Genomic DNA, 23,591 nt, shown 5'->3' on the forward strand with positions numbered 1-23,591 from the left:
CGAGGCTGCTCAGTGGAGCCGCGACGGTTCCCGGGCCACGAAGGCGACGGCGTGTTCAACCACGCCCTTATCCGCAAGAATGCGGCGATGGCCGAGCCCTTCGGCCCACTGGAGCCGCACATGGCGGCCGGCGCCGGCATAACGTCTTGCATGTTCGGCCGGCAGCTCGCGGTCGTCAGGCGCGTGGATGACCAGGGTCGGCACGGGCGCCCGGGCGAGCTGGCGGTCGCCTGTGAATTCATGCAGGGGCCGGCCGGAAAGGTGTTCGACGCGGTCCGCCATGGCAACCTGCGAGCGGGGGCCGACATTGAGCATGCGACTGAAGTCGGCGAAGATCGCCGGCAAGGAGCTTGGTGCCGCGATCAGCACAAGACGCCCGGCCGCCAGCGGCTGGATGTTCTTGACGGACCCGGCAATGGCATTGGCGGCGATGGCACCGCCGAAGGAATGACCGACCGCCGCGGCAAAGGGGCCAAACCACTCGCCGGCAACCCGCACCGCGTCCACCGCGTTGACCATGTTCAGTCTGCGGCCCTGCGACTGGCCATGGCCAGGCAGGTCAAGCGAAACCACCCTGTAGCCGGCCGCGCGATAGCCCTCGATCAATGCACGCATATATTCGGTGCGCGATCGCCAGCCGTGGACGACAAGCACCGTGCCGGCGGCAGCCCTGCCCGGCTCCGGCCGGAATTCATGCACCATGACGCAACCGGTCGCGGTCTTCAGCCGGTGATGGCGCGCTTCGGCCATGAACCCGGCAGCCCGGTCGATGGCGCGGCGCTCGCCGTCGGTGAGCGCCCTGGTGCTTGGCGTACGGCAGAACAGTTCGAAAGCCGCGCGCCCGGTGATACGCGGCGCGATATGTTCGGCCGCACCAAACACACCTCGGATGACCTTCAGCCCGAATGATGCCATAGTGAGAATCCATCCATACGTTCAAGCATGAACATAATAGTTCAAAGATGAACAATAGACAAGAGCTACCCTGGGACAACCCGCGTTTTCGCAACTGGGTCGCGGTGGCGCGCGCCTGTCATGTGCTGGAGCGCACGCTGGCGGTGAAACTCGCGCCGCTCGACCTGAAGCCGGCGCAGCTCGACGTGCTGATGAACCTTTACCGCCATCCCGGCATGTCGCAGCACGACCTTGCCCGCAAGCTGCTCGTCGGTCGCTCCAACATCACAATGCTGTTGCCGCAACTGGAGACACGTGGCTTGCTACGCCGCGAGGGCGATGAGAAGGACAAGCGCATCCTGCGCCTAGCCCTGACCGAAGCCGGCGAAGCGCTGCTGATGCAGGCGCTGAAAGTGCATATGGCGCTGATCGAAAAGGCGATGAGCCAGTCGACGCCGGAACAATGCGACATGATCGGCGAGCAGATGCGCAAGATCACCGAGGTGCTGAAGGAAGCCTGACCGTCTCTTGGCCACGCATCCACTTACCACATCGATTTTTTCGCCCGCTCCGGCCATTCCTTGTCATAGGTTTCGCCGTCGATATTCCTGCGGCTGGTGATTTCCAGGATCTGTCCGGGCGTCGGCAGCGACTTCGGGTCGACATGCCTGGCCGGGTTCCACAATTCCGACCGCACGATGGCGCGGGCGCACTGGAAGTAGACCGCATCGACATCGATGACGGTCACCGAGCGCGCCGGCTTGCCGTCGACGGTGAATGACGCGCAAAGTGCTGCGTCGGTGGTGATATGCGCCCGGCCGTTGATGCGCAGCGTCGTACCGGAGCCCGGCACCAGGAACAGCAGGCCGACGCGCGCATCCCTGATGATGTTCCTCAGCGAATCCGCACGGTTGTTGCCGCGCCGGTCCGGCATCATCAGCGTTTTCGTATCAACGATACGCACGAAGCCGGCGAGATCGCCGCGTGGCGAGCAGTCCAGCCCCTCCGGCCCACTGGTCGAGAGGGCAACGAACGGCGAGGCGTTGATGAAGGCGGCGTATTCCGGGATGAGATGGTCGAGTTCCTTGACCAGCGAGGCTTCGCCGGGCAGTCCGTAGAGCGCCTCCAACTGCTCGACCGACGTAATGACCGACATCTTCTTCCCTCCCGCGAACCTTTGCCGGCGCTACGCTACGTCCATGACGATTTGACGACAGCCGGTCGCCGAAGTTGATTTCGGCGCTGAGGTCAGCGGTCCCGGCTCAAGCCCTTTTCCGCAAGTTCGGTGAGGTAAGCACTCCAGCGCTCGTCTTTCTCGTGCCCGAGCGTGTGCAGGTAGTTCCAGGTGAAGATGCCTGTGTCATGGAAATCGTCGAAAGTGATGCGCACCGCATAATTGCCGACCGGCTCGATCTTCAGGATGGCCACATTGCGCTTGCCGGGAACCGTCACCCGTTGATCCGGTGAATGGCCCTGCACCTCCGCCGACGGCGATACCACACGCAGGAATTCCGCCGGCAGCTCGAACGGCTGATGGTCGGGAAACGTCACGGTGAGCAGCTTGCGGTCCTTGGAGACCCTCAGTTCTTTTGGCGCCGTCATGATCGGTCCTGCTTGAATTGCCCCTTCCCTACGCTGCTTCGCGCCCTGCGAAAAGGCTTGGAGGGTGCCGACGCGCGATGTCGGTCGGGGAATGTTACCAAAGATCAAGCCCGGCTATCTTGAATGGCGGGTTGGATCGTATCACATAGCCATATATAACGACGGCGGTAACGGCCACGGAACGTTCGAACATGGACATGATCGACCCCTTCGGTCGCACGATCAGTTATCTCAGAGTGTCGGTCACCGACCGCTGCGATTTTCGTTGCACCTATTGCATGGCCGAGGACATGGCCTTCCTGCCAAAGAAGGACCTGCTGTCGCTGGAAGAGCTGGACCGGCTCTGCACTGTGTTCATCCAAAAGGGCGTCAAAAGGCTGCGCCTCACTGGCGGCGAGCCGCTGGTGCGCAAGAACATCATGCATCTGGTGCGTCAGCTGTCGCGCCATCTTGACAGCGGCGCGTTGGAAGAACTGACGCTGACCACCAACGGCTCGCAACTGTCGCGCTTCGCCGCTGAGCTTGCCGATTGCGGCGTCAAGCGCATCAACGTCTCGCTCGATACCCTTGACGCCGACAAGTTCCACCAGATCACCCGGTGGGGGCACCTCGGCAAGGTCATGGCGGGCATCGACGCCGCTCAGGCGGCCGGGCTGAAGGTCAAGCTCAACGCGGTGGCGCTGAAGGATTTCAACGACGCCGAACTGCCTGACATGATGCGGTGGGCGCATGGCCGTGGCATGGACCTGACTGTCATCGAGACCATGCCGATGGGCGAGATCGACGCCGACCGCACCGACCAGTACCTGCCGCTGTCGCTGCTGCGCGCTTCGCTCGAGCGACAGTTCACGCTGACCGATATTCCCTTCAAGACCGGCGGCCCCGCCCGCTACGTCCAAGTCGCCGAGACCGGCGGGAAACTCGGCTTCATCACGCCGATGACGCATAATTTCTGCGAAAGCTGCAACCGCGTCAGGCTGACCTGCACGGGCACGCTCTATATGTGCCTCGGCCAGGAAGACGCGGCCGACTTGCGCGCGCCGTTGCGCGCGTCCGAGGGCAATGAACTTGTCGCCGACGCAATAGACGAAGCCATCGGCCGCAAGCCGAAAGGCCATGATTTCATCATCGACCGCCGCACCAGCCGCCCATCGGTGTCACGGCATATGAGCGTGACGGGCGGCTGACCAGCGCCGTTTTTTGCAAGGATCGCCTTTCGGTCATCGGCTTTGGGCAATGCATGCGGCGGCTTTCCTCAATTATGGCGGGTTTCGCGGCAATTACAGTAGGCAGCGCAACTGCCGCCCCCTTCACCTATGTGAACGAGCGCTTCGGCACGGTTTGCACCTTTCCCGACGACATATTCACCGATCGTCAGCCCGAGCCGGAAAATGGCGACGGGCAGGTATGGCTGAGCGCGGACGGCGCCAGCTTGACGTGCTCCGGCATTCTCAACATCGACAATGACACGCCGAAGGGTTTCATTGCGGCCGAGAAAGCCAGCAAGGAGCAAAGCTACACAATCGCCTACAGCAAGACCGGCAAGGACTGGGCGGTGCTGTCGGGCCGGAAGGATGGTAAGATCTTTTATGAGCGGCGGCTGTTCGGCCGCGATGGCGTCATCCGCACAGTCTGGATCGACTATCCACCGGCCCTGAACTCGAAATATGACCCGATAGTCGGTGCCATTGCCAGCAGTCTCAAGGGGCCATTAACGCTGCCGAGACCAAGAGCATTTTAGCCACACCGCAAACAAATTTTTGTTCGCGAATGTCCGTCTGATTTACCGGCGGTGTTTTCCCGCCTAGCGTCGCTCTTGTAGCGGTTATCGCTCTTGGGGGATTACATGAGACGCCAAATTCTTGTTTCGTTCGCAATGCTCGGCCTCGCCGCCCTGCCGGCGGCTGCCCAGTCGATCGGTGGGACCTACACCGTCGCCGGCACCAATTTCGACGGCTCGTCCTATGGCGGCGAAGCCACCATCACGCTCACCAGCGGGACCACCTGCACCATCCATTGGGAGACCGGCGGTTCTTCTTCCGACGGCATCTGCATGCGCAACGACAATGCATTCTCCGCCGGCTATGTCATGGACAAGGATATCGGCCTCGTCGTCTACAAGGTCGAGGAGGATGGCTCGCTGCATGGCCTGTGGACGATCGCCGGTAAGGAAGGTAACGGCACCGAGGTGCTGACGCCGAAGAAATAGCATCGTCGTGGCTGGACAGCTTGCGGGAGGCGAAGCCGCCTCCCGACCACGGCCAATCCAGAATATGATTCCATGCCGGCGATCGTGGATGCCCCTGTCCTGGTACAGTCCTTTGCCGTTGCTCTTTCCTGGCGAACTGTTACAGGCTTGCTGCCAAAGCAACCGGTAGATGTCTTGCCTCTTTCTCCAAATCTTCGCGGCGCGTTGTTCATGATGGTGGCGATGGTTGGCTTCACGCTCAACGACGCCATCACCAAATATTCTTCGCAATCGATGAACATGGCGCAGGTCATGCTGATCAGAGGCGCATTCGCCTCGCTTTTCGTCGGCCTGCTGGCCTGGCAACGGGGCGCGCTTTCGCAGCCGCGTCTGATGCTGCAGCCGCTGGTGGCAATCCGCGTGCTTGGCGAAGCGGGCGCCACCGTGTCGTTTCTCGTGGCGCTCGCCCATCTGCCGATCGGCAGCGTTTCGGCCGTTCTTCAGGCGCTGCCGCTGGCGGTGACGATGGGTGCCGCGCTATTCTTCGGCGAAGCGGTCGGCTGGCGACGCTGGCTGGCGATCGCCACGGGGTTTGCCGGCGTGCTGGTCATCGTGCGGCCGGGTTTCGATGGCTTCAGCGTCTATTCCCTTGTGGCGCTGGCCAGCGTCGCATGCTGCACCGTGCGCGATCTCGCCACCAAGCGCATTCCTCAAACCGTGCCGACGATGCTGGTCTCGACCGCCACCGCACTCGCAATGACCGTCGTCGGCGCGGTGCTGCTGTCGCCGATGGGCGGGTGGACGCCGATGACCGGCAAAAGCACGGCGCTGCTGGCGCTGGCGGCCGTTCTTGTGCTCATCGGCTATCAATTCATCATCATGGCGATGCGTTCGGGCGAAATCTCCTTCATCGCGCCATTCCGCTATACGGCGCTCCTCTGGTCCATCCTGCTGGGCATGATCGTCTTCGGCGACATACCGGACATGCCGATGACCGCCGGCGCTACAATCGTCGTCGGCTCGGGCCTCTATGCGCTTTATCGTGAGCGGGTGGTCGGCCGGCGAAGGATCGTCGCTGAAAGCACGGGACCGGCCATGGCGCCGGATGGAATCTAGCCCTCGAAGTTGCTTGCGATTTCCGGCGGCTGGCGTACAGGCTGGGTGGCATGAAGCGAGATGTCGCGGGGATCATTCTGGCTGGCGGCCAATCGAGGCGGATGGGAGGCGGCGACAAGAGCCTGTTGCCGCTTGGCAGTGGCCGCGTGCTTGATCATGTCCTGTCGCGCTTTGGTCCGCAGATGGAAAGCCTGGTGCTGAGCGCCAATGGCGACCCGGCGCGCTTTGCCCGGTTCGGACTGCCGGTGCTTGCCGACACGGTCGAAGGCTTTGCCGGACCGCTTGCCGGAATCCTCGCTGGCCTTGAATGGGCGGTTGCCAGCACGCCCTGCAAGGCGATCGTCACCGCTGCCGGCGATACACCTTTCCTGCCGCTCGATCTCGTCGATCGCCTGGCCGCGGCAGCCGGTAAGTATCCCGGGAAGATCGCCGTCGCCTCTTCGGCCGGCCGGCGACACCCGACCTTCGCGCTGTGGCCGACCGGATGCCGCGACGCCTTGCGGCATTTCCTGGTCGATGAGGACAACCGGCGGGTTTCGGCTTTTGTCGAGCGGCACGGCCATGTCGAGGTGGCCTTTCCGGTCCTCCAATCCGCCGGCCAGCCGCTCGACCCTTTCTTCAACATCAATGTACCGGACGACCTTGCCCATGCCGTGCGTCTGTTGCAGAGCATGATGTCATGAACAGACGCGTCTTCGGCATCACCGGCTGGAAAAACTCCGGCAAGACCACACTGACCGAAAAGCTGGTCGCGGAGCTTGTGCGGCGCGGCTGGAAGGTCTCGACGGTCAAGCATGCCCATCATGATTTCGACATCGACAAGCCCGGCGCGGACAGCTTCCGTCATCGGCAGGCCGGCGCCTCCGAGGTGGCGATCGTGTCCGGCAATCGCTGGGCGCTGATGCACGAATTGCGTGGCGAGAATGAACCTTCCTTGACCGATATTCTGGCACGGCTTGCCCCATGCGACATCGTGCTGGTCGAAGGCTACAAGCGCGAATCCCACTGCAAGATCGAAACCAGGCGACTGGAAGCGAAGGACCGGACCCCGCTTTCGGCGGGTGATCCCAATGTTATCGCGGTCGCCGCGGATTTCGTCGTTGCGGACAAGAGCCTGCCGGTATTCGACCTCGATGACGTAAAATCGATAGTCGACTTCATCGAACGCACGACCGGTCTCGTTGCTTCAGATGTAACGTAACGGCAGAACCTCATGACCGATTTGGGTGGTTTTGCAGTTGCTTTTTTCTTGGAAAGAATGGGAGTATCGCTTCAGCGGGCGGTCAAAAGCACCGCCCCACAGAGCCGTTTCGGAACGACGGCCGGGACCATAAAGAGAGGACTATCATGCGTATTGCACTGCGTATCGCGCTCGCCGCATCGGCTGCGCTGCTGACGCTCGGCGTAGCCCAGGCCCAGGAAAAGACCCTGAGGATCGGCACCGAAGGCGCCTACCCTCCATTCAACAATCTCACCGCTGATGGCCAACTCGTCGGCTTCGACATCGACATCGCCAAAGCGCTTTGCGATGAAATGAAGGTCAAGTGCACCTTCGTCGCCCAGGATTGGGACGGTATCATCCCGGCGCTTCAGGCCGGCAAGTTCGATGCCATCGTCGCCTCGATGTCGATCACCCCGGAGCGCCAGCAGAAGGTCGACTTCTCGCACAAATACTACAACACGCCATCGGCGCTCGCAGTGCCGAAGGACAGCACGTTGAAAGGCGTGACCAAGGAAGACCTCGCCGGCAAGACGATCGGCGTCGCCACCACGACCACGCACTTCAACTATGCCTCGAAGACCTACACCGACAGCACCGTCAAGGGCTATCCGAGCAGCCCCGAGGAGCAGGCCGATCTCGCCAATGGACGCCTTGACGCCATCGAGGACGACATCGTGGTCCTGCAGCAATGGCTGGATTCGCCTGACGGCGCCTGCTGCAAGATCCTCGGTCAACCGAAGCCGCAGCCGGTCGAGATTTTTGGACCGGGCGCCGGCATTGCGGTACGCAAGGGCGAGACCGACCTGGTCAACAAGCTCAATGCCGCCATCGACGCCATCCGCGCCAATGGAAAATACAAGGAAATCAACGACAAGTATTTCAAGTTCGACGTCTACGGCGCCGAGTCCTGATAATTGCGCGGAGGGCGGTGAGGAATTCCTCGCCACCCTTCAATCATCCCGGGATCGCCACGGAGACAAGACTCGTAAATGCCGGCCCAAAGCATTTGGACACTTCTCAGTTGGGGCCCCGATGGCTGGAGTGACGATATTGCCTATGGCGCGATGGTCACCATCGCGCTCGCCCTTGCAACACTGCCGATCGGCCTGACGATCGGCTTTTTCGTCGCCTGGGCCAAGCAGTCCGAAGAACCGTCGCTGCGGCTGGCGGCCAACATATACACCACCGTGTTTCGCGGCCTGCCGGAATTGGTGACGCTGTTCCTGTTCTTCTTCGGCATGCCCATCTTGCTGCAATACATCATCCGCTTCTTCAAGCCCGAGGCGACGATCGATGTGGACAGCTTCGTCGCCGGCATGATCGTGCTTTCGTTGATCTTTTCGTCCTATGCCAGCGAGGTATTCCTTTCGGCCTTTCGCGCCATTCCAAAGGGCCAGTATGAGGGTGGCTATGCGATCGGGCTGTCGAAGTGGCTGACCATGCGCAAGGTGATCTTGCCCCAGTTGCTACGCATCGCCTTCCCCGGTCTCGAGAATTGCTGGCTGAGCCTGCTCAAGGACACCGCCCTGGTTTCTGTGGTCAACCTCGCCGAGACCTTGCGCAACGCCGGCGTGGCGGCGCGCGTCACCAAGCATTCGTTCCTCTTCTATAGCTTCGCCGCGCTGGTCTTCCTCGTCCTGGCGATCCTGTCGTCGATCGCCACCGGGTTTATCTTGCGCTCGCTGGGGCGGAGGGAGGCGCGATGAGCATCACGGAAGCGATCGCGGTCGAACGGCCTCCACCGCCGGCTCGCGGCTGGCCGCGCACCCGCATCGTGGGATATGCGCTTGTCGGCCTGTGGATTCTCTTCGGCCTCGGTATCGTTGCCTATCTTTTCTATTCCTGGAACGGCGAATTCTTCGCCAAGTATGCGCCGGCCTATCTGCAAGGGCTGGGAACCACGCTGGCGCTCGTGTCGATTTCGATGGTGGTCGGCGCGATCCTTTCATTGCCCGTCACCTTTGGCCGCATGTCGAAGAACCGGATCCTGTCCGGCATCGCCTACTATTACGTCTATTTCTTCCGCGGCACGCCGCTGCTCGTACAGGTCTATCTGGTCTATTACGGCGTGGGCTCTTTCCGGGTGCAGCTCGAATCCGTCGGACTGTGGTGGTTCTTCCGCGACGCCTTCAACTGCGGTGTGTTTGCCTTCGCGCTCAACACCGCCGCCTATCAGGCCGAAATCCTGCGCGGTGCCATCGAAAGCGTGCCCAGGGGCCAGTGGGAGGGCGCCGCCTCGCTTGGTCTGCACAAGCTGCAGACATTGCGCAAGGTCATCCTGCCACAGGCGATCATCGTGGCATTGCGACCCTACGGCAATGAACTGGTTCTGATGATCAAGGCCTCGGCCATCGTCGCCATCATCACAGTCTACGACCTGATGGGCAACGCGAAGCTCGCCTACGCCAAATCCTTCGACTTCCAGGCCTATGTCTGGGTCGCCATCGTCTATCTGGTGATGGTCGAGATCCTGCGCCACGGGGTCGAATGGATCGAACGGCGGATCACGGTCCACCTACACCGCTGATGCGTGCGACGCCACGCGTTTAAGCGATCTGTCATCAGTCTGCACCAGTCGATGCGGTGGCGCGCGCCTTGACGAATTCGCCGTATGGCCTAGAGCTTCCGCAACTGAAATCTCTATTCCGTCGGAAGGAAAAGGCATGGCATCGGTGGCATTTCTCGGTCTTGGCGTCATGGGCTACCCCATGGCCGGGCACCTGAAGAACAAGGGCGGCCACGACGTCACCGTCTACAACCGCACCCGCGCGAAAGCCGAACAATGGGTCGCTCAACATGGCGGCAGCTTTGCCGCGACGCCGGCGCAGGCTGCCGAGGGCAAGGATTTCGTCTTCTCCTGTGTCGGCAATGATGACGATCTGCGGTCGGTGACGACTGGTCCCGAAGGCGCCTTCAAGGCGATGAAGAAAGGCTCCATCTTCATCGACAACACGACGGCTTCGGCAGAAGTCGCGCGCGAACTGGCACAAGCCGCGCAATCGAGCGGATTCTCATTTCTCGACGCGCCGGTTTCCGGCGGCCAGGCTGGTGCCGAGAACGGCGTGCTGACGGTCATGGTCGGTGGCGACCAGGCTGCCTTCGACAAAGCCAGGCCGGTCATCGACGCCTACGCCCGTATGGTCGGACTGATGGGGTCGGCAGGCGCCGGCCAGCTCACCAAGATGATCAACCAGATCTGCATCGCCGGGCTGGTGCAGGGACTGTCGGAAGGCATCCATTTCGGCAAGAAGGCCGGTCTCGACATCGAGAAGGTGATCGAGGTGATCTCCAAGGGCGCGGCCGGCTCCTGGCAGATGGAGAACCGGCACAAGACCATGAATGCCGGTAAATATGATTTCGGTTTCGCCGTCGACTGGATGCGCAAGGACCTCGGCATCTGCCTGGCGGAAGCCGACCGCAACGGCGCCAAGCTGCCGGTGACCGCGCTTGTCGACCAGTTCTACAAGGACGTGCAGGCCATGGGCGGCAAGCGTTGGGACACGTCCTCGCTGCTGGCGCGGCTGGAGAAGTAGGCGCCCATGTCCCTGCCCGCTCCAGGCTGGACCGCGCAGGAGGTCGTCGCGCATCTGCGCTCGATCGGCACCGAGGAGAATCGCCGCGGCATGGCGCGGTTCGGCATCAACACCGCGACCGCGCTCGGTGTTGGCAATGTGGATTTGCGGCCCTTGGCGCGCAAGCTGAAGCGCAACCACGAACGGTCCCTGGCGCTGTGGGACAGCGGCATTCGCGAAGCGAGGCTGATCGCGGCTTTCACTGGTGAGCCAAAGGAGATCACCATTGAGGAATGCCGCCGCTGGGCCGGCGATTTCGATTCCTGGGAAGTTGTCGACACTGTGTCGGACTTGTTCGTGGACACGCCGTTCTGGCGTGAACTGATCGAAGAGTTCGCGGCCGACGAGCGCGAATTCGTCCGCCGCACGGCCTTTGCGATGCTGGCATGGGCGGCGGTGCATCTGAAGAAGGAACCTGACGCGACGTTCCTGCCTTATCTGCGATTGATCGACGCCCATGCCGGTGATGAACGCAATTTCGTCAGGAAAGCGGTCAATTGGGCGCTGCGGCAGATCGGTAAGCGATCGGTGACGTTGCATGCTCCTGCCCTCGCCCTGGCGCAGAAATTTGCGGTTTCCAGCGACAAGACCAGGCGTTGGGTCGGCAAAGATGCCGCGAAGGAACTGTCAGATGCCAAGACGCTCGAACGCCTCGCCGCCAGAAAAATCTGAATACGCCGATATCCGTTTCACCGAGGTGACACCGGCAACACGCGTCAGCTTCGAGACCTTGTTCGAGCAGCCCGGTGCGCCGAAATATTGCTGGTGCATGGCCTGGCGACACGCCGGTCGCGAGCATATCCAGAACGACGAGAAGAAACGTCGGATGACGGCGCTCATCGACGCCGGCACGCCGGTCGGCATCCTCGCCCATATCGACGGAAAGGCCGTCGCCTGGTGCTCGGTCGCGCCGCGCGAGACCTATCGCAAGCTTTCAAGGCAGCAGGATGACGCCGAGACGGGCGTCTGGTCGATCGTCTGCTTCTACGTGCCAAGGGCTTTGCGCGGCGGCGGGCTTGCTTCGGCATTGCTCGATGCGGCCATCGAGCACGCCTTCACCAAGGGGGCGCGCGTCAGAGGCCTATCCGGTGGACGAGGCGTCACCGAGCTACCGTTTCATGGGCTTTCGCGACATGTTTGCTGCTCGCGGTTTCAACGAGACCGGGATGGCCGGCTCTCGCCGACATGAGGCTCGAGCATTGACGCCATTGGGCTCGAAGTCTTTACTCCCCAGCAAGGGAAGCGGCCATGAACTGTTTCAAGTCGATCATAGCGCTCGCGGCGGCGCTGTCTCTCTCCGTTGCCGGCGCCTCGGCCGCGACCATGCACATCTTCTGGAAGGATTTGCGCCCGGCCACCCAGGCGCTTACCGAAGATGCCGGCCTGCCGATGATCGCGGCAAAATTGCCCGACCATGGCGAGACGCTGTCCGTTGGCCTGCAGGACAAGATCATACAATTAGCCGGCTATGCATTGCCGGTCGATCGCGACGGCGACCTCGTCTATCAGTTCCTGTTGGTACCGTGGACGGGCGCATGCAGCCACATGCCGACGCCGCCGCCCAACCAGATCGTACTGGTCACACCAGCCCATCCCTACAAGATGTCGGAAGCTTACCAGCCGGTCGCCGTCACAGGTGCCCTGAAGCCGGGCATGGAGAAAAGCCAGCTGTTCATTCTCGATGGCGTCAGCGTCATTCAGTCCGGTTACACCGTCCGCAAGGCGGAAGTGGTCGGGGTCGACACTGTGTCTGACACCATCACCCTGCCGGTGAACTCGCCCTGGACATTCCTCAACAAGAAGAAGAACTGATCGACCGAAAGCTCAGGCGGCGTTCGCGCCCGATTCCTTGTCCAGCACCATGTAGTCGAGCGGGATTTCGGTCGTGTATTTGATCTGCTCCATGGCGAACGACGAGGACACGTCCCGAATCTCGATCTTGGCGATCAGCCGCTTGTAGAACGCGTCGTAAGCGGCGATGTCGGGCACCACGACGCGCAGCAGATAGTCGACGTCGCCGCTCATGCGGTAGAACTCGACGACCTCGGGAAATTCCTGGATGACTTCGGAAAACCGCCGCAGCCATTCATGGCTGTGCGAATTGGTGCGGATCGACACGAAAACGGTGACGCGCACATTGACCTTCTCGTGGTCGAGAATGGCGACGCGCCGCTTGATGACACCCTCCTCCTCGAGTTTTTGGATGCGGCGCCAGCATGGCGTGGTCGACAGGCCGACTTTCTTGGCGACATCGGCGACAGCGAGCGTCGCGTCCTCCTGCAGGAGGCGGAGAATTTTTCGGTCAAGGCGGTCCATCGGGGGCTCCTGAGGAATAGTTTCGCTATATTCCCTTTTATTCAGGCCATTCACAAGAAAGAAATTCTGCCGGCTGGCTTGAAAGCAGGTGATTTCTTGCTGAACGCTCAGCCGATGCGATAGCGGATTTCCGACCGCAGGAAAGGCAGCAAATCCATTTCGAACCATGGATTCTGCTTCAACCAGCCGGTGTTTCGCCAGGACGGATGTGGCAGCGGCAGCACTTTCGGGCCGACAGAATTGTCCCATATGGCCCGCCAGTCCATCACCGTTTCCGTCACCGAGGGACGGCGCGCGGCGCCCATATGCCACGACTGAGCATAGATGCCGATCGTCAGCACCAGGTCGATCTTCGGCATCAAGGCCATCAAAGGCGCGCGCCAGGCCGGCGCGCATTCGCGCCTTGGCGGCAGGTCACCGCCCTTGGCGTCCTGGCCAGGGAAGCAGAAGCCCATCGGCACGATGGCGAATTTCTCGATGTCGTAGAACTCGTCGCTGGTCACACCAAGCCAGTTACGCAGGCGGTCGCCGGAAGCGTCGGTGAACGGCATGCCCGACAGGTGCACCTTGGTTCCCGGCGCCTGGCTGGCGATCAGAATGCGGGCGCTGGACGATGGCCGCAGCACCGGTCGCGGCTCATGCCGCAGTGGCTTGCCGATGGGATTTTCGACGCAGATGCGGCAGGTGCGGACCGTCGCGGCGAATCTGTCCAGTTCCACGCTCAAGCGGCGGCACTCGGCCGGCTGGAGATCGCCTGATACCAACGCAGCACATTGCTGCATTCCTCCGGCACCTTGATCCGTGCCGGCTTCATGAAGTCGATCGCGATCAGGCCGGTGATGTCGGCAATCGAATAGCTGTCGCCGGCGGCGAACTCCCGATTGGCCAACTCTCCGTCGAGGAGTTTCAGGAACGCGACCGCCTTCGGCTTGTTGGCCTCGCCCCATTCGGGGATCTGTGGGATTTCCCATTCCTTCATCGCCGGATGGATATGGCGAAAGGCCTGGGCGACGCAACTGAGCAAATTGAACTCCATTCGTCTTTGCCACATCTCGACCTGTGCCTTGCCGAGCGCGCCACGTCCGAACAGGGCTGGCTCCGGGTGCAACTCCTCGAAATAGCGGCAGATGGCGACGGATTCGGTGATGACGGTGCCGTCGTCAAGCTCCAGCACTGGCAGGCGTTGCAAAGGGTTGCGCGAACTCACCGCTTCGTTCTTGTGCTCCAGCGCGCCCATGTCGATGGATACCAGCGGAACCGAGATCCCCTTCTCGGCGAGGAAAATGCGAACCCGCCGCGGGTTGGGCGCCCGGCCGCCGTCGAAGAGTTTCATTCGATCCTCCTTCCCTTCCACCAGATACGCTTCACCAGAAGCGAAAGATCTCTCGCACGGCGTCACCGATCGACGCCAGCGTGCCGTGCTTGCGCTCGACAAGCTCGCCGCGATGGCTGGCGCGCCAGTCCTGCGGCTGGTCGAAGGTACCCGCCCAGATACCAACCTTTGTCGCGCGCGCAATCGCTTGCTCGTTTTCGAAGTCACCATAGGCGACGGCCCAGCCGGCCTCGACCTGAGCGCGGTTAAGATCGGTACCGCCGGCCATGCAGTGGCCGAGTAACCGGCCATAGCGATCGCGTTGCCAGCCGCTGCAGGTGACCGGCCGGCTGGCGATCAGGCGCACCAGCGATTGGCGCGCAAGCGTACCACAGGGATAATCGGCGCCGTTCTTGCGGCAGGTTTGGGTGTATTCCGGGGCGTCGATGCCGCGCATCCGGATGCGTTCGGTGCCGAGCGTAATCGAATCGCCATCATTGACGACGGCTGCACCTTGCGTCTTGCGTGTCTCCACCCGGTCGAGGCGCGCCGCCAACAGGATCAGCAGGCCGAGAATGATCACGGTCAGCCCGTAGTCCAGCATTTTACGCCGCAGGCTTCTCGGGCGCGGCACCGCATACCGCCGGCGCGGCCTTGGTGACCAGGAACGGCTCATATGGCAAACGGTTGGTTAATCATTCGAACGTAGCTTAACGCCTTGAAATCGCTGCGCGCATAAATTGAAGTCTTTGATGCCCCTGCAACGCTCGAACACAGCGGACAAGTTCATTGTGGACCGCAGGAAACCGCATCGCAACAGCGATGTGGCGCGCGCGGTGCGCAAGACGCGCGACCGTCTTTCGCAGCAGGCGGGCAATCCCGATTTCGACCGCGAACTCCTGAAACTCCACGCCCGCGCCATGACGAGCGGCGCCGTGGTCATCCCGCTACTCGTGCTGGCGATCGCCGCGACGGGACGGTTCGCCGGCGTCGGCAACGAGATCGGGCTCTGGGCGCTGTTCACGCTCACCTGCTACACGATCGTCGCCTTAATGGCGCGGCGCATTGAGCGGACGGAGGCTTCCGAGATCAATCCCTCGCAGGCGCGAAGGGAGTTCCTGGCCGGCCATTTCCTTTGCGGTCTCGGCTGGGCCTGGTTCGTCTGGCTCGGCTGCGGCGCCTGCGCCCTCGACCAGTTCCAGGTGGTCAAGGCGGTGGTGCTGCTGCTTGCCATGGCCGGGACGGCGGTCATGGCCTCGTCCCTCAGCGGCGCACTGTTGGCAACCTTCGCCGTACCGGTGGCGCTCTATGCCTATACCGGGGCCAAGCTGTGGATGCCGGTCGAGGCGATCATGGCGGCGCTGCTTGCCCTGTCGTTGCCTTTCTTCGCCTATGTCGCCCGTCACATCAATCGCTCCTCCTTGATGCTGTTGTCGTTCCGCTCCGAAAAGGACGCGCTGATCGCTGAGCTGGAAACAGCGAAATCGATGTCGGACGAAGCACGCCGGCGGGCCGAGGATGCCAACTTGGCAAAGTCGCGCTTCCTCGCTTCGATGAGCCACGAATTGCGCACGCCGCTCAATGCCATTCTCGGCTTTTCCGAAGTGATGGCGAACGAAGTGCTGGGGCCGATGAGCAATCCCACCTATCGCGACTACGCCCACGACGTGCATGATTCCGGCCAGCATCTGCTCGATCTGATCAACGAGATCCTCGATCTGTCCCGCATCGAGGCCGGCCGCTACCAGCTCAACGAGGAACCGGTGATGTTGCTCAACATCGTCGAGGATTGCTGCCATATGATGGAGTTGAAGGCACGCAACAAGGACATCCGCGTCGTCCAGGATTTCGAACCGACATTGCCACGGCTGTTCGCCGACGAGCGTGCCGTGCGCCAGATCACACTCAACCTCCTGTCCAATGCCATCAAGTTCACCGCCACCGGCGGCGAAATCCGCGTCCGCGTCGGCTGGACGGCTGGGGGTGGGCAATACATTTCGATCAAGGACAATGGCCCGGGCATTCCCGAGGACGAGATTCCTGTCGTGCTTTCGGCCTTCGGCCAGGGCTCGATCGCCATCAAGAGCGCCGAACAGGGCACCGGCCTTGGCCTGCCCATCGTGCAAGGCTTGCTCGCCATGCATGGCGGCGAGTTCGAGTTGCACTCCAAGCTGCGCGAAGGCACAGAGGCGATCGCCATTTTCCCGCTGAGCCGAGTGATGGAAGAACTGCCGGCGCTGCCGACCGCGGCGGTGGCGGCGCGCAGGCGGTAGAGGATTTCATCGGTGCGCGGGTGGCTATAACCGCACTGCTGCTGCCATTCCCGAACTGGTCAGCGCCGCCGCCTTGACCAGGCCCGCGGCAAGCGCTGCCCCTGCCCCTTCGCCGTGGCTGATACCCAGGTCGAGCAGCGGCCGCAAGCCAAGCAACTCGGCGGCCCTTGCATGCGCGGGCTCCGGCGACAGGCTGGCGAGAACACAATGGTCGAGGGCTGCGGCGTTCGCGGCATACAGCACCGCCGCGGCCGCGGTTGCCGCAAAGCCGTCGAGCACCACCGGGACGTTCTGCATCCGCGCGGCGAGGATGGCGCCGGCTATCGCCGCGAACTCGCGGCCGCCGACCCTGCGCAGCACTTCGAACGGGGCTTCGAGATGGCCGCCATGAAATGCCAGGGCCGCATCGACCACCTCCGCCTTGCGGGCCTGCATGGCCGCATCGGCGCCGGATCCCGGACCAATCCAGTCGGCACCCCTACCTCCAAACAGCGCTGCGAGCAGGGCGGCGGCGACAGTGGAATTGCCGACGCCGAGGTCGCCAAGGCAAAGCAGGTCGGTGCCGCCGGCGATCGCCTCCATGCCAAAGGCCATCGTGGCGGCACAGCCACGCTCGTCGAGTGCAGCATCCTCGATGATGTCGCCGGTCGGGATGTGCAGGGCAAGATCGAACACCTTCAGTCCGAGATCGTTGGCAATGCAGATCTGGTTGATAGCCGCACCCCCGGCCGCGCAAAGCTCCACCGCGTTGGCGGTAGTCGCCACCGGCCGTGGCGAAATGCCGTGCCTGACAACGCCATGATTGCCGGCAAAGACAGCCATCAACGGCCTTATCACGGCGGGCGGAGCCCGGCCGCTCCATGCGGCAAGCCACGCGGCGATGTCCTCGATGCGGCCGAGCGAATTGCGTGGCTTGTCGGCCTTGGCAAACAGCGCGCGCACCCGCGCTTCAGCTTTGAGGTCGGCAGCCGGCAGGTTGTCGAGCAGGTTGCGAAAATCGTCGAAAGGCAGCGCGCTGGTCATGTCGTGAGCAATCATTCCTGGAGTTGGTGAGCGGCATAGCCGCGTTGCGCGATTGGCACAACCTTCCCTGATCATTGTCCCTGGTTGCCGCAAAGGCGGCCGCGGAAGGCGTGATCGCGAGGGCTTGCATTGGCTTTGCCGTTGCACCATGTGGGAGTGGAAGAGCGGATTCCGCACGGATCCCTCGAGAGAAAGTCATGACGGCCATCGAATCTCCCTGCATCCTGGTCTGTTCGATCGATATGAAAACCGGCTTCTGCTTCGGTTGCGGCCGCACGCGCGATGAAATCGGCGCCTGGATGAGCATGACGCAGGAAGCACGCCGCAATGTGATGGCTGAACTGCCGGCTCGGCTGGAAACGGTCGAGCGCCGGCCTCGCCGGGAAACGCGCCGCACCCGCATCGCGCGCGAACGCGACGCACTTTGATTAGGCGTTGATGGGCCGGTTATTCTGGATAGTGATGGCCGTGATCGGGGTAGGAGTGGTCCTGCTCATGATCAACGATTCCGCCGGCAGCACGCTCGGCATCGAGAATTATGATTTCGGCCGGCTGATCTGGCTTGGTGCCTTCGGCGCCCTCATCGGCGCCGGCCTGCTTCGCTCCGGCCGCCCCTTGGGCGCCATGGCCCGCAACCTCGGCGCTTGGGTGGCCATCGTGCTCGCGCTGGTCGCAGGCTATCAGTATCGCTACGAACTGCAAGATATCGCCAGCCGGGTCACTGCCGGCCTCGTTCCCGGCAGCCCGCTGGCGCTCGGCGTCGAAGACGGCCATGCCACGGTGACCCTTGACAAGGCCGACAACGGTCATTTCGAAGCGCGCATCCTGGTCAATGGCAATCCGGTAAGGGCCGTTGTCGACACCGGCGCGACCAGCACCGTGTTGACTTCGGAGGATGCGCAAGCCGCCGGCTTCAATCCGGCCGCGCTCAACTACACGATCCCGGTTTCGACAGCCAACGGCATGGCACGCGCCGCGGCGGTCAAAACCGACCAAGTGGCGATCGGCGGCATCGTGCGCAAGGACATGTCGGTGATGGTCGCCGCGCCCGGCATGCTGAGCCAAAGCCTGCTCGGCATGAATTTCATCGGCTCGCTGTCGGGTTTCGACGTGCGCGGCGATCGTATGATCCTCAGGGATTGAGGTCAGGCCGCCTCGGCTGCGGCTCCGCCGAACTCGACAGCCTCGAAGGCCTTCTTCAGCACGGCAGGCCCGGCACCGGGCCGCGTCGCGTCCGTCGACAGAATTTGGCGGTAGCGCCGCGCACCGGGCAGCCCATGGAACAGCCCGACCATATGGCGGGTGACATGGCCCAGCCGCCCGCCCTGCTCGATGTGGTGTGCCGCATAGTCCGCCATCGCATCGATCAGCGCGGCGAAATCGAACGCTTCGGGCTTCGCGCCGTAGAAGGCGGCATCGACGCCGGCCAGAATGCCGGGCGTGTGGTAGGCGGCGCGGCCAAGCATGGCGCCGTCGACATGGTCGAGATGCACGCGCGCTTCTTCAAGCGACTGAATACCGCCATTGATGCCGATGAATTTGTTCGGTTTTCCAGCCTTCAGCCGATAGACCCTGTTATAGTCGAGCGGCGGGATGTCCCGGTTTTCCTTGGGGCTCAATCCCTCGAGCCACGCTTTGCGTGCATGCACCCACAAAGCGTCGGCGCCGGCAGCGAACACCTGGTCGGCCAGCGCATCCAGTGCCGGCTCCGGATCCTGTTCGTCGACGCCGATCCGGCACTTGACCGTGACGGGTATTGCTACCGCCGCCTTCATCGCCGCGACGCAGTCGGCGACGAGGTCGGGCACTTTCATCAGACAGGCGCCGAACATACCTGACTGAACGCGGTCGGACGGGCAGCCGACATTGAGATTGATCTCGTCATACCCGAAGGCCTCGCCGATGCGCGCCGCCTCGGCAAGTTTTGCGGGATCAGAGCCGCCGAGCTGCAAGGCGATGGGATGTTCCGCCGCATCGAAGCCGAGCAGCCTTTCGCGCGCACCTTGGATAACTGCGTCGGCGACCACCATTTCTGTATAAAGCAGCGCATGGCCCGTCAGCTGGCGATGGAAGAACCGGCAATGGCGGTCCGTCCAGTCCATCATCGGGGCGATTGCGAGTTTTGCTTCCAGCATGTATTCGTTTCTGGCAAGGCCGGTCAGTGTTGACCCAATGAACTGCGGCCCAAGCCTATGATCTTGTCTTTGCTTTTCAAACGCTTGCCGGGCGAGCAATGCCGCGACTCTGCGGTTTGTTTGCCGCTCGTTTGAATCGGTTTAGAGTCACAATTTATTTCAAAATGCAAGAGGCATATTGAATTATCCACAAATTGGAGTAGCTTTTTAGCTATTGCTAATAAAGGGAGGCAGGCATCCACATTGGGGGCGTGCCACGGAGGGGGTCATCATCATGGCCTATTTGTTGCCTAATAGCATTCGCCGACTGCGGATGATCCACGCGCGCGGGATGCGTCCTCGCAGAAATGCCTGATCGGGGCATGAGCGAAGGGCCTGGAATGCCCTCGACGCCCTACCCCCGATCCATTGCATTACTCCAGTTTCTTTAACGAGGACGCGTAGCGCCGGCCTTGCCGGCGGATGCGCGCCCATGCGGCCGGTTGCCGGCGTTGGGGCCGATTTGCACCTGCCGCATTAAACCAGGGAGAATCTCGATGTCGCTCGACATCCCGTCCCAGGACATCCTAGTCGACGAGCCCACCGACCTAACGGACGACGATGTCGATCCGTCCATTGCGCCGGACAGCGCCAACACCACACCGCAATATCTTCCAAGTCGCTACGGTCTGGGCGGACTGACCTCACCGGAGGTCATCTTTCAGGCCGACTTCGTGCAGGCCACGGCAAACGTGGCGGAAACCATCAGCGCCGTCGCCGCCCCATCCGCTTGGATGGGTTCGGGTGATCATCGGAAATCAACTGCAAACAGGAACGCTCCAGCGCATTGGCCGCTGAGCAGGGAGGTACACCATGTCAATTACCATCTTCGGCAAAGTCATTGAGGACGAAAACCTAGGACTGACAACTCTTGCGACGGACAGCGACGCCACCGATTCCGACGACAACGTCACGCTATCCACTTTCCAGACCAATATTTCATCCTCGCTCGGGGACAGGCTGACGGCGCTCGGCATTTATCCCGATACGACCACCGCCAGCGGTACGACCAAGGCGATCGGCATCTCCGAGGACACGACGATCGTCAGCACGACCGACCAGAATTTGAAGTTCACCGACAGCAGCGGATTGGCGTTGAACGGCGTCGACACCGGCTTCAAGGCTATCGACGGCAAGGAGATCTTCCTCTACTCCGACTCGAGCAACCCCGACATCGTGCTCGGCCGCGAGCTGAACAGCACCGGCACAGTCGCCTTCGCCCTCCTGCTGCAGCCAACGAGCAACGGCGCGACGATCTGGGTCGTGCAGTACGAAGCCCTCACCAACACCAACCCCGCGGCGGGCGAGGACGCCAACACCCTCAATCTCTCCGACCATGTCTACGTCAGCGGATCGTCCAGCTCCACCACCACCACATCATTCAACATCGGCACCAAGAAGCCCGGACAAAACTATTGGCTGTCGTTCACGAGCAGCAGCGACGTTACGGCGAAGGTCCTCATGACCGGGCTCGACGCGAGCACGTCCAGTCCCGACACCGTCAACACCAGTTCGGTCGGTGACGGCAGCAACACCCAGTCGATCACTCCCGGCGGGGCCTTGCGCTTCGATTTCGTCTCGAGTTTCTCGGGCGGCTCGACGAAGGACAAGGCCTTCCTCACCACCGGGTCACTCAACACCCTCGCCTATACAGAAGGAACGGGGGCGAGCTTCGACATCAGCCAGGTAACCCCCACTGGCAGGTCGGTGAACGTGCAGATCATCGCCCAGAACCAGACCAACTCAACGTTCAACAGCACGGACACGAGCACGTCCACCAACCTGGTCGCGCTCGGCGACATCCAAGTCTACAGAGGGACGATCCTACTCGCCGATTCGGCCATAGCTGGCGCACAAAACGGCATCACCTTCGGCGGCACCCCCAGCGCCCCCAATGGGATCGTCAACGGCCTCACCGTGGGCGAGAAGGTCCGATTCACCTCCCTGAGCGGCGCGCAATTCGACCAGTTCGTGGTCGAGAACATCATGCCCCCGGGCAACAATCCGGGCTTCGACATTCTCAACGTCACGCAAACGCAGACGACGACGACGCCCACCACCGAGACCCAGGAAGTCGGCTCGCGCATCATCTTCGAGGACAGCGTGCCGAGCGCGAGCGACAAGACGGTGACGGGGGCGGTCGACGAGGACAAGCTGTCGACCAATCTCCTTCCGGACAAGGACGGCAGCGACATGGCGACCGGCTCGGTGACGACCCTGTTCAATCCGGGCGTCGATACGCCGCTCTCCTACCGGCTTTCGACTGACACCTCCAGCCTACCAACGGACCTGGTATCCGACGGGACGGCGGTGACCTACGACCCAGTGACGAGCAATGGCGGGGTCGACACCCTGACCGCGAAGGCGGGCACGACAACTGTATTCACGCTCGAGCTGACCGAGGCGACGGGAGTCTGGACCTTCACGCTTTTGGCGCCCGTTGATCAGGAGCCCGGCGCGGACGACTCGAGCGTCACCACGATTGACTTCAGCTCGATCGTCCAGGCGACCGACGCCGACGGCAGTACGGCCACCGCCGCCCTCGCGGCGCTGACGGTGACGGTCGTCGACGACGTGCCGGAAAACTTCACGCCGGTGCCGATCGCCAGTGCGGACAACATCCAGGACGCCGCCGGCTCGACGGCCACCAAAAACCTGACTGGCGGTGCGAATGATCCGTACCCCGCCCTGAACATCGATGACCACGCCGGGGCCGACGGCTTCGGCGCCCTGACCTTCACCGGCACGAACGGCTCGCAACTCACGGGCCAGCTCGACAGCGGCGCGACCGGGACCCCCCTGACAACAGCGGACGGGTCGGCCATCTACCTGTTCGGCTTCGGCACGGGCACGCTGACTGCGACGACCGACTCCACCGGCGTGAACGCTGCGGACGACGTGTTCACCATCACGACCGATCCGGGCAACAATCAGTACACGTTCGACATGCTGCAGGCGATCGGCAACGGCTCGCATACCCTCTTCAGCGACTTCGCCGACGTTCCGGCCGGTGACTACGCCTGGTTCTCGCTGCCGTTCAACCCGACGACGAAGCAGCCGGTTACCCCGGGCATGTCTGTGGTCTTCACCGGCAAGACTGCCGGCACGGACACGGTCAACCCCAGTTCGATCGGCACCGGCACTGACGCCCAGTCGGTCAAGGACGGCAACGCCATCCGGATCGACTTCGTCAACGACGTCCATTCGATCAACACCACGAACGACCTGAAGTCCCTCGGTACTCTCGGCTATGCCGGTCACTACGAGGTCAACGACAGCGGCTTTACCCTGGCCCAAGTCAATGGGTCGGGCGGCCCGAACGCGGCCGTCGACATCCGCCTCGACGCCTACGATGTCGCTCAGGGCCCGCTCGCCCAAGGAGGGACGTTCCCGAGCGATTCGGGTCAGGACGCGATCACCGAAGTCAAGCTCGTGACCTTTGACAGCAGTGGCAATGAGACAGTCCTCGCCGATTTCACCGGGGATGGGACGAAATCGATCACCTCCGGCGGCAAGACCGAGTCCGTGACGTTCAATTTCGCACCGACGGGGGACGTCAAGGGCGTGGATGTGGAGGGCCTCAAATACATTCCTGGCGTCTATATCCTCGCCAGCACCGCCGACGGGTTCGACCGCCTGGTCGCTACCAACGTCGACACGACTTACAACAACGCCAATCACTCGTTCGACGTGGGCCCGGTGAGTGCCGGAACCTTCGTCGCAGGCTCGGACGTCCACATGGCCTTCAACCTCGCGCTACAGGACTACGATGCGTTCCACAGCGTGCCGAACACCGGCCTAGAGGCAGGGACAGGCACACTCAACATCAACCTGACGGCGCCCACTGTCTAGGGATGCTTCGGCCGAGCCGGGAACCCGGCTCGGCCCTTTTTTGGGGG

Annotated in this window: 28 protein-coding genes; 19 read left to right on the forward strand and 9 right to left on the reverse strand. The window is 62.3% G+C overall.

The genetic code is table 11. The features are described 5' to 3' along the window. Positions 1–9 precede the first annotated feature (9 nt). Positions 10–915 carry an alpha/beta hydrolase gene (locus FJ934_RS01715; protein ID WP_140606927.1) on the reverse strand — a complete coding sequence of 302 codons (906 nt, stop codon included), beginning with the start codon at positions 913–915 and terminating at the stop codon, positions 10–12. A 47-nt stretch (positions 916–962) separates the two neighbouring features. On the opposite strand from FJ934_RS01715, the gene FJ934_RS01720 reads away from it, so the two are divergent. Next, entirely contained in the window at positions 963–1,415 is a 453-nt protein-coding gene (locus FJ934_RS01720) for a MarR family transcriptional regulator (protein ID WP_140606928.1), read from the forward strand. Positions 1,416–1,438: 23 nt separating this feature from the next. Here the strand turns inward: FJ934_RS01720 and FJ934_RS01725 are convergent, their stop codons facing one another. Both FJ934_RS01725 and FJ934_RS01730 read right to left on the reverse strand, forming a co-directional pair. Continuing rightward, positions 1,439–2,050, reverse strand: a complete 612-nt coding sequence (locus tag FJ934_RS01725) for a pyridoxamine 5'-phosphate oxidase family protein (protein WP_140606929.1) — start codon at positions 2,048–2,050, stop codon at positions 1,439–1,441. Between the two features lie 92 nt (positions 2,051–2,142). Continuing rightward, positions 2,143–2,496, reverse strand: coding sequence for a DUF971 domain-containing protein (locus FJ934_RS01730; RefSeq protein WP_140606930.1), 354 nt, complete (start codon positions 2,494–2,496; stop codon positions 2,143–2,145). A 191-nt stretch (positions 2,497–2,687) separates the two neighbouring features. On the opposite strand from FJ934_RS01730, the gene moaA reads away from it, so the two are divergent. The 13 genes from moaA (at position 2,688) to FJ934_RS01795 (ending at position 12,406) form a co-directional block, all read left to right on the forward strand. Beyond that, the gene (gene moaA, locus FJ934_RS01735) at positions 2,688–3,683 is read left to right on the forward strand and encodes a GTP 3',8-cyclase MoaA (RefSeq protein WP_140606931.1); all 996 of its coding nucleotides are present in this window, start codon (positions 2,688–2,690) and stop codon (positions 3,681–3,683) included. Between the two features lie 53 nt (positions 3,684–3,736). Continuing rightward, entirely contained in the window at positions 3,737–4,237 is a 501-nt protein-coding gene (locus FJ934_RS01740; RefSeq protein WP_140606932.1) for a hypothetical protein, read from the forward strand. A gap of 105 nt (positions 4,238–4,342) precedes the next feature. Beyond that, positions 4,343–4,705, forward strand: a complete 363-nt coding sequence (locus FJ934_RS01745) for a hypothetical protein (protein WP_140606933.1) — start codon at positions 4,343–4,345, stop codon at positions 4,703–4,705. Positions 4,706–4,879: 174 nt separating this feature from the next. Further along, on the forward strand, positions 4,880–5,800 hold the full coding sequence (locus tag FJ934_RS01750) for a DMT family transporter (RefSeq protein ID WP_140606934.1): 921 nt from the start codon (positions 4,880–4,882) through the stop codon (positions 5,798–5,800). A 50-nt stretch (positions 5,801–5,850) separates the two neighbouring features. Further along, positions 5,851–6,483 carry a molybdenum cofactor guanylyltransferase MobA gene (gene mobA / locus FJ934_RS01755; protein WP_140606935.1) on the forward strand — a complete coding sequence of 211 codons (633 nt, stop codon included), beginning with the start codon at positions 5,851–5,853 and terminating at the stop codon, positions 6,481–6,483. Next, a complete protein-coding gene (gene mobB, locus FJ934_RS01760) occupies positions 6,480–7,001 on the forward strand; it encodes a molybdopterin-guanine dinucleotide biosynthesis protein B (RefSeq protein WP_140606936.1) in 522 nt (173 codons plus the stop codon). The genes mobA and mobB overlap by 4 nt, the downstream gene beginning before the upstream one ends. Positions 7,002–7,147: 146 nt before the next feature. Next, the gene (locus FJ934_RS01765; RefSeq protein WP_140606937.1) at positions 7,148–7,933 is read left to right on the forward strand and encodes an ABC transporter substrate-binding protein; all 786 of its coding nucleotides are present in this window, start codon (positions 7,148–7,150) and stop codon (positions 7,931–7,933) included. A gap of 78 nt (positions 7,934–8,011) precedes the next feature. Further along, positions 8,012–8,728: an ABC transporter permease gene (locus FJ934_RS01770; protein WP_140606938.1), complete on the forward strand. Its 717-nt coding sequence runs from the start codon at positions 8,012–8,014 to the stop codon at positions 8,726–8,728. Next, complete coding sequence (locus tag FJ934_RS01775; RefSeq protein WP_140606939.1) at positions 8,725–9,549, forward strand: ABC transporter permease; 825 nt, start codon at positions 8,725–8,727, stop codon at positions 9,547–9,549. The genes FJ934_RS01770 and FJ934_RS01775 overlap by 4 nt, the downstream gene beginning before the upstream one ends. Before the next feature lie 136 nt (positions 9,550–9,685). After that, the gene (locus tag FJ934_RS01780; protein ID WP_140606940.1) at positions 9,686–10,555 is read left to right on the forward strand and encodes an NAD(P)-dependent oxidoreductase; all 870 of its coding nucleotides are present in this window, start codon (positions 9,686–9,688) and stop codon (positions 10,553–10,555) included. A gap of 6 nt (positions 10,556–10,561) precedes the next feature. Beyond that, the gene (locus FJ934_RS01785) at positions 10,562–11,266 is read left to right on the forward strand and encodes a DNA alkylation repair protein (protein WP_140606941.1); all 705 of its coding nucleotides are present in this window, start codon (positions 10,562–10,564) and stop codon (positions 11,264–11,266) included. Continuing rightward, entirely contained in the window at positions 11,226–11,783 is a 558-nt protein-coding gene (locus FJ934_RS01790; RefSeq protein ID WP_246671410.1) for a GNAT family N-acetyltransferase, read from the forward strand. Before FJ934_RS01785 ends, FJ934_RS01790 begins: the two co-directional genes overlap by 41 nt. Before the next feature lie 59 nt (positions 11,784–11,842). Then, complete coding sequence (locus tag FJ934_RS01795; protein WP_140606942.1) at positions 11,843–12,406, forward strand: DUF3299 domain-containing protein; 564 nt, start codon at positions 11,843–11,845, stop codon at positions 12,404–12,406. Positions 12,407–12,418: 12 nt separating this feature from the next. On the opposite strand, the gene FJ934_RS01800 is transcribed toward FJ934_RS01795, so the two are convergent. The 4 genes from FJ934_RS01800 to FJ934_RS01815 form a co-directional block, all read right to left on the reverse strand. Continuing rightward, the gene (locus FJ934_RS01800; RefSeq protein ID WP_006205209.1) at positions 12,419–12,910 is read right to left on the reverse strand and encodes an Lrp/AsnC family transcriptional regulator; all 492 of its coding nucleotides are present in this window, start codon (positions 12,908–12,910) and stop codon (positions 12,419–12,421) included. Between the two features lie 107 nt (positions 12,911–13,017). Next, positions 13,018–13,692 (reverse strand): uracil-DNA glycosylase family protein, encoded by a 675-nt coding sequence (locus tag FJ934_RS01805; protein WP_140606943.1) that lies wholly within the window; start codon positions 13,690–13,692, stop codon positions 13,018–13,020. Next, on the reverse strand, positions 13,632–14,243 hold the full coding sequence (locus FJ934_RS01810) for a glutathione S-transferase (RefSeq protein WP_140606944.1): 612 nt from the start codon (positions 14,241–14,243) through the stop codon (positions 13,632–13,634). The genes FJ934_RS01805 and FJ934_RS01810 overlap by 61 nt, the downstream gene beginning before the upstream one ends. 31 nt (positions 14,244–14,274) lie before the next feature. Further along, positions 14,275–14,898: a thermonuclease family protein gene (locus FJ934_RS01815; protein WP_140606945.1), complete on the reverse strand. Its 624-nt coding sequence runs from the start codon at positions 14,896–14,898 to the stop codon at positions 14,275–14,277. 76 nt (positions 14,899–14,974) lie between these two features. Between FJ934_RS01815 and FJ934_RS01820 the strand changes: the two genes are divergently transcribed. Further along, positions 14,975–16,495, forward strand: coding sequence for an ATP-binding protein (locus FJ934_RS01820; protein ID WP_140606946.1), 1,521 nt, complete (start codon positions 14,975–14,977; stop codon positions 16,493–16,495). Between the two features lie 24 nt (positions 16,496–16,519). Here FJ934_RS01820 and FJ934_RS01825 read toward each other — a convergent pair whose 3' ends face one another. Continuing rightward, positions 16,520–17,518, reverse strand: coding sequence for a nicotinate-nucleotide--dimethylbenzimidazole phosphoribosyltransferase (locus FJ934_RS01825; protein ID WP_140606947.1), 999 nt, complete (start codon positions 17,516–17,518; stop codon positions 16,520–16,522). Between the two features lie 197 nt (positions 17,519–17,715). Between FJ934_RS01825 and FJ934_RS01830 the strand changes: the two genes are divergently transcribed. Then, positions 17,716–17,946 carry a DUF1289 domain-containing protein gene (locus FJ934_RS01830; protein WP_140606948.1) on the forward strand — a complete coding sequence of 77 codons (231 nt, stop codon included), beginning with the start codon at positions 17,716–17,718 and terminating at the stop codon, positions 17,944–17,946. A 10-nt stretch (positions 17,947–17,956) separates the two neighbouring features. Further along, on the forward strand, positions 17,957–18,661 hold the full coding sequence (locus tag FJ934_RS01835) for a TIGR02281 family clan AA aspartic protease (protein ID WP_140606949.1): 705 nt from the start codon (positions 17,957–17,959) through the stop codon (positions 18,659–18,661). A gap of 2 nt (positions 18,662–18,663) precedes the next feature. On the opposite strand, the gene dusA is transcribed toward FJ934_RS01835, so the two are convergent. Continuing rightward, positions 18,664–19,653 carry a tRNA dihydrouridine(20/20a) synthase DusA gene (gene dusA / locus FJ934_RS01840; RefSeq protein WP_140606950.1) on the reverse strand — a complete coding sequence of 330 codons (990 nt, stop codon included), beginning with the start codon at positions 19,651–19,653 and terminating at the stop codon, positions 18,664–18,666. A 536-nt stretch (positions 19,654–20,189) separates the two neighbouring features. On the opposite strand from dusA, the gene FJ934_RS01845 reads away from it, so the two are divergent. Together FJ934_RS01845 and FJ934_RS01850 are read left to right on the forward strand one after the other, a co-directional pair. Further along, complete coding sequence (locus FJ934_RS01845; RefSeq protein WP_140606951.1) at positions 20,190–20,537, forward strand: hypothetical protein; 348 nt, start codon at positions 20,190–20,192, stop codon at positions 20,535–20,537. Continuing rightward, positions 20,506–23,544, forward strand: a complete 3,039-nt coding sequence (locus tag FJ934_RS01850; protein ID WP_140606952.1) for a hypothetical protein — start codon at positions 20,506–20,508, stop codon at positions 23,542–23,544. Before FJ934_RS01845 ends, FJ934_RS01850 begins: the two co-directional genes overlap by 32 nt. Positions 23,545–23,591: the final 47 nt, after the last annotated feature.

The sequence above is a fragment of the Mesorhizobium sp. B2-4-12 genome (assembly GCF_006441575.1).
Classification (GTDB): Bacteria; Pseudomonadota; Alphaproteobacteria; order Rhizobiales; family Rhizobiaceae; genus Mesorhizobium.